Origin of the sequence: Pseudomonas sp. (assembly GCF_035277045.1) — a bacterium.
Taxonomy (GTDB): domain Bacteria; phylum Pseudomonadota; class Gammaproteobacteria; order Pseudomonadales; family Pseudomonadaceae; genus Aquipseudomonas.
The window spans coordinates 1-5,376 of the sequence record NZ_DATELE010000270.1; the positions used below are offsets into that span (position 1 = coordinate 1).

At 62.5% G+C, this 5,376-nt stretch carries 6 protein-coding genes; 2 read left to right on the forward strand and 4 right to left on the reverse strand.

The genetic code is table 11. The features are described 5' to 3' along the window. The coding region (locus VJS90_RS15040) for an SDR family oxidoreductase (protein WP_324122439.1) at nucleotides 1–546 on the reverse strand (546 nt) is incomplete at its 3' end. Between the two features lie 83 nt (nucleotides 547–629). On the opposite strand from VJS90_RS15040, the gene VJS90_RS15045 reads away from it, so the two are divergent. Further along, a complete protein-coding gene (locus VJS90_RS15045) occupies nucleotides 630–1,235 on the forward strand; it encodes a TetR/AcrR family transcriptional regulator (protein ID WP_324122440.1) in 606 nt (201 codons plus the stop codon). A gap of 63 nt (nucleotides 1,236–1,298) precedes the next feature. Here the strand turns inward: VJS90_RS15045 and katB are convergent, their stop codons facing one another. The 3 genes from katB to VJS90_RS15060 all read right to left on the reverse strand — a co-directional run bounded on the left by katB (nucleotide 1,299) and on the right by VJS90_RS15060 (nucleotide 4,058). Beyond that, on the reverse strand, nucleotides 1,299–2,828 hold the full coding sequence (gene katB / locus VJS90_RS15050; protein ID WP_324122441.1) for a catalase KatB: 1,530 nt from the start codon (nucleotides 2,826–2,828) through the stop codon (nucleotides 1,299–1,301). 139 nt (nucleotides 2,829–2,967) lie between these two features. After that, nucleotides 2,968–3,660, reverse strand: a complete 693-nt coding sequence (locus VJS90_RS15055) for an RES family NAD+ phosphorylase (protein WP_414704947.1) — start codon at nucleotides 3,658–3,660, stop codon at nucleotides 2,968–2,970. Next, a complete protein-coding gene (locus tag VJS90_RS15060) occupies nucleotides 3,654–4,058 on the reverse strand; it encodes an antitoxin Xre-like helix-turn-helix domain-containing protein (protein WP_324122443.1) in 405 nt (134 codons plus the stop codon). Before VJS90_RS15060 ends, VJS90_RS15055 begins: the two co-directional genes overlap by 7 nt. Before the next feature lie 167 nt (nucleotides 4,059–4,225). On the opposite strand from VJS90_RS15060, the gene VJS90_RS15065 reads away from it, so the two are divergent. Continuing rightward, the coding region (locus VJS90_RS15065; RefSeq protein WP_324122444.1) for an MATE family efflux transporter at nucleotides 4,226–5,376 on the forward strand (1,151 nt) is incomplete at its 3' end.

Genomic DNA, 5,376 nt, shown 5'->3' on the forward strand with positions numbered 1-5,376 from the left:
CAGGATCTGGTCCTTGGCACAGGCTTGGGCGAAGGATTTGGTGAGACTGACCACCGCGGCCTTGGTCGCGGCGTAGTGGGCGTTCTGCGGGTGGGCCTTGAAAGCATCGACCGACGTGACGTTGACGATGCGGCCCGTGACCAGCGGGGCCTCCACGTAGGCCTGCATGTGGCGCACCGCGGCGACCATCATGTGGTAGGTGCCCTTGATGTTGACGGCGTTCTCAAGGTCCCATTCTTCATCGGTGATCTCGAGGATGTCCTTGCGCGGATAGATCGCCGCGCTGTTGACCAGGCAATGCACCCGGCCCAGAGCGTCGACGATCTGCTGGAAAGCACCGTGCGCGCTGTCCTTGCGGGCGATGTCGCCGACCGCGATGGCAACGTCGCAACCTTGCGCTTCAAGGGCCTGTTTCGCGACGGCCAACAGTTCTTCATTCCGGTCGATCAGGCCGATCTTGCCCGCGCCCCGCTTCACCATCAGCCGGGCAGTTTCCAGGCCCAGACCCGAAGCGCCACCTACGATCACCACCGTTTGCCCATCCATAAACACCTCCGTGATTGAGTCTTTACGTAAGATGCCTGTTGTCTTACATTTGGTCAATCGTCAGATCGCAGACAGGTCCCGCCATGCCCGCATCGTGCCTAGCGCCCACTTCCTCGCCTCATGCCCGGGACCGCCTGCTGGAGGCGGCCACCACCCTGTTCGCTCTCCACGGTTACCAGGCCGTCAGCCTGCGCGACCTGGCAGCTCATCTGGGCCTGCAGGCGGGCTCGCTGTATCACCACATCGAAAGCAAACAGGGGTTGTTGTTCGAGCTCATCGAGTCCAGCCTGACCGACCTGCTTTACGACACCCGGCGTTGTCTGAAGGGCGTCGAGGCCCATGACGAACGCTTGAAATGCTTTGTCCAGGCGTTCGTGACCTACAGTCAGGCGTATCCAGACCGGCTGGTGCTGGTAACGCGCGAAATGATCAACCTGAAGGATGACCAGAGGGCACATATCGAGCAACTGCGGACCGCCTATAGCGGTTTCCTGCGCGATATCGTGGCTGCGGAGTGCGGCCTGTCGCCAGGCCGGTCAGGAGAGAAAGCGGCATCGATCGCTCATGCTGTACTGGGCATGCTGTGTGGCCAGGCCCACTGGCGTCGGCCAGGCGATAGCCAGGAGTCGCTGGCCAGCCTGCTGGCCACGTATGCGCTCGGGATTGTTCGCACGGGGGCTGCGGCCTAGCGTTGAGCCTGCAGCAAATGCACGGGCCACCTTCAGGCAGCCCGTGATCGATCCTGCTTCAATCTAGTCCTGCAACTGCCCCGCCAGTTGCTTCACCCTCGCCAGATCACCACCGGCAACCCTGGTCACCCCAGCGCCATACTCGGCATCGGCCTTGTACAGGAACGACAACATGATGTGCTTGCTCTCGTCATCGGTCGTGGCCAGGGACTGGCCGAAGCTGTTGATCAGGTCCTGCCGGTCTTTCTTGCTGTAGGAACGGTACAGGTCGCCGGCCTGTTTGAAGTTCTGCTCACGCTGGATCTTCTTCTGCTGCGTCGTGCCGCTGAGCGGCAGCTCGCTGTAACGCGCCGACGCGGTCGATTCGCGCGGGTTCAACCGGCTCGGCTCGTAGTTCACGCCGGTGGTGGTGTGGCCGGTGTTCATCGCACCGTCCTGGTTGCCATTGTTGACCGCCGCGACCGGACGGTTGACGGGCACGCTCAGGCCATTGGCGCCAATGCGGTACATCTGGGTATCGGCATAGGCGAACAGGCGCCCTTGCAGCAGCCGGTCTTCGGAGGGTTCGATGCCCGGCACCACGTTGGACGGCGCCATGGCGACCTGCTCGGTCTCCTGGAAGACGTTGTCGACGTTCCGGTTCAGGACCATCTGGCCGATCTTGCGCTCGGGCACGTCTGGCCAGATCTTGGTGGCATCCAGCGGGTCGAAGTCGAACTGCGCCAGTTGCTCAGGCTGGAGCGTCTGGATGTAGAGGTCCCATTTCGGGAAATCGCCCTTGCTGATCGCCCCGACCAGGTCGGTGGTCATGTGCGCGTAATCCTTGCCCTGCACGCTTTCGACCTGCTTGGGGTCGAGGTTCTTCACGCCTTGCAGGCTCTTCCAGTGAAACTTGACGTAGGTCACCTCGCCCTTGGCGTTGACGAACTTGTAGGCGTGGACGCTGTTGCCATCCATGAAGCGATAGCCAACCGGCGTCCCTTCGTTGGAATAGAGCTGGGTGAGCGTGCGGGTGGCTTCGGGTACATGGCTGAAGAAGTCGAAGCGGCGCGAGTCGTCATCCAGATTGGTGCGCGGGTCGGGCTTGAAGGCATGGACCATGTCGGGAAACTTGATCGCATCGCGAATGAAGAACGTCGGGAAGTTGTTGCCGACCAGGTCCCAGTTGCCGTCGGCGGTGTAGAACTTGGTGGCGAAGCCGCGTGGGTCGCGCAGGGTTTCCGGGGAGTGGTTGCCATGGACCACCGCGCTGAAGCGCACGAACACGGGCGTGTGGCTGCCAGGCGTGAAGACCTTGGCCTGGGTCAGTTCGGAAATGTCGGTACTGGCAACGAACTCGCCGTGCGCACCGGTACCGCGCGCATGCACCACCCGCTCAGGGATGCGCTCACGGTCGAAGCGTTGCAGCTTTTGCAGCAGTTGCACGTCTTGCACAAGCGCCGGCCCGTTAGCCCCTGCGGTCTGGGAGTTCTGGTTGTCGCCGACCGGAGCGCCGTTGTCGCGGGTCAATGGATCGGCACAGGCCGCTGTCGCGCTCAACAGGCCGGCGGCTAGCAAGCTAAGGGTGTACCCCGAAAAAGTCTTGGTTTTCATGGTCTTTCATTCCCAAATTGCTGTAATTCAGCAGGATTGGGGATGCTAGTGATTCCAGGGGTGGCAACCCAATAGGGAATGCTTACCATGCCAATGCGTTTTTACTATTGTTTCAGTTAGTTACGAGATCTTTGTAACATCAGGCATTAGAAATTCGACTGACGCTGGTGATCTCACCGCTCCAGATCATCTCGAAATGCGCGCTCTGGATGACCGAGCTCACATGCCGTGGTGTCAGCAGCGCCCAGCACTGGTTGCCGGCTGATCGCACCGAGTTGTAGCGCAGCCCCTGGCACCCTTCGCGCTTGGCGGCGCGGCCGAGTACCTGCGATTGGCTGTAGTTGTCCGGGTCATAGATCGCGTCCGTCAGTGGAACCCCAGTGGCATCGCGGCTGCCAGCTTCGCTAAAGCGACAGCTCAACCCCCGGAACACAAAGCGGTCGTAGCTCAAGCCGGCCACGTTGGCCCAGTACCGCTGTTGGTGATGCCGCACTTCGGCAATCGCCGTGTCCAGCGTGTCGCCAAGATAGAGCACGCCATAGGCGCCATCGCTGAAGCGCGAGCCCGCCGGGTTGATGTGGGTGAACGGCGCGGTGGCGTAGGAGCAACCGGGAATGCCGAAGGGAATCTCGGCCAAGGGGATCAGCTCAAGGCGCCCGAGCTCGTTCTGCAAGCGGGGATTGGTCAGCGCCTGGATCTGGTACAGCGCCTGGAATTCGGATGCATCCGCCACGTCATTGAATAGATCGATCGGTGGAAACTTGGAGTTCACCAAGCGATACCCGCATTGATCTTCCGCCTCCAGCGCCGGCAACGTGCCGAGCGCTACCACTGCGCGCCCCGCAAGGTGTCGATCCGCCGGAAGGTTTCGTATAGCGAGACCATGTCGCCTTGGGCCATGACATCCAACGGAGTACGGCCATTGAAAAAGGCGTTGCGGTTTTCCATTGCCGGAAAGCCGTAGGCATTTTCGGGATTGTCGAAGATCGTGCGCAATGCGCCATGGATGTTCAGCACGAAGCTGATGCGATGCATCTGGTCCTGGTCGAGACTGACCGACCACCCGGCGTCAGCCTGCCTCGCCCGGGTGCAGGTGCTGCGCGAGATCCGCAGGATCTTGCAGGCCTGCTCGGTAGTGGCTTTCCACCTGTCCAGGATGCGCAGCGCCGCGCGCAGGCCGGTGACACACTGGGCCTTGGTCAGTTGCTCGGGGTGAAGGACGGCCGACATGACATTTACCTCGATTGAATCTACAGACTCAAGATTAGATCATTTGCATCCACTGACGCAATCGCTGCACGCCTGTGTCGGCAACCCTGCGCAGATATGGAATAATCCGCGCCGTCGCGGCGTGATCGCAGCTTCAGCCCATCTTCCCTGATCCCGCCGGTCGTGTAATGAGAGATTCAACCGCCACCTTCACCCGTGGCCCCGTCACCCATCACGTGCGCGTGATGGCGGTGACAAGCGCCCTCGGCCTGCTGGCCATTTTCCTCACGGACATCCTGACCCTGACCTACGTGGCCATGCTGCGGGACGAGGTGCTGGTCGCCGCGGTCGGTATCGCCAAGACACTGGCCTTCTTCAACTCGAGCCTGGTGGCGGGAGTGGTGGTCGCGGGCGGCACGATGATCTCGCGCAGGGTTGGCCAGGGCTGTCGCGGCTCGGTACCGCCGCTGGTCACGTACACGCTTGTGCTGGCAACGCTCATCTCGGCCTTGGTATCGCTGATCCAGTGGTATTACCTGGACTATTTCGCCGGCTGGCTGGGCGCAAGCGCACCGTCGTCACCGCTCGCCCGGCAATTCATCGCCATGACGCTGCTGTCTTCGGTGCTCATGGCAGTCACCCAGGCCAGCGCCCAGGCGCTTCGGGCCCATGGGCATAGCGGTCGGGCACTTGCGGTCGTGCTGGCGGCGGCGCTGTGCCTTGCCGTTGTCGATCCAGTACTGATCTTCGGCCTCGACCTCGGGCTGTTCGGCGCCGGCGTGTCCTGTCTGGTGGCCGGGGCGGCGGGCTGCCTGTTCGGACTGCATCAGGCAGGGCGCCATATAGGGCTGTCGCGCCGTGTTCGTCTTCGGCTGCTGCGGCTGTACGGGCAACGAATCGCCGGCACCGCCCTGCCCTTTACCCTGGCCAACCTGGCAACCCCGGTGGCCCTCACCTACACCATGGCTCATCTGGCGGTGTTCGGCGTCTCGGTAATGGCGGGCATGGCGGTGATGGACAGGGTCTTGCAGATCACCTACTGCCTGTACTTCGCGCTGCCCAGCGCGCTGGTGCCGGTGCTCGCGCAGAATCTCGGGGCGCACCGCAGCGCGCGCGCAAAAGCCGCGCTGCAGAGCGCCGCCCGGCTGGTGGTCGGGTTTGGGCTCGCCGCCTGGGCGCTGCTGTGGGGTGCATCGCCCTGGCTCAGCCACCTGTTTGCGATCACCGGGCCGGGCCAGCAGCTGATCCACGACCTGTGCCGCTTCGGACCCGGGCCGTGGTTGCTGATCGGGCTGGATTTCATCGCCATCTCGGTCTTCATCAGCCAGGGCCGCACCTG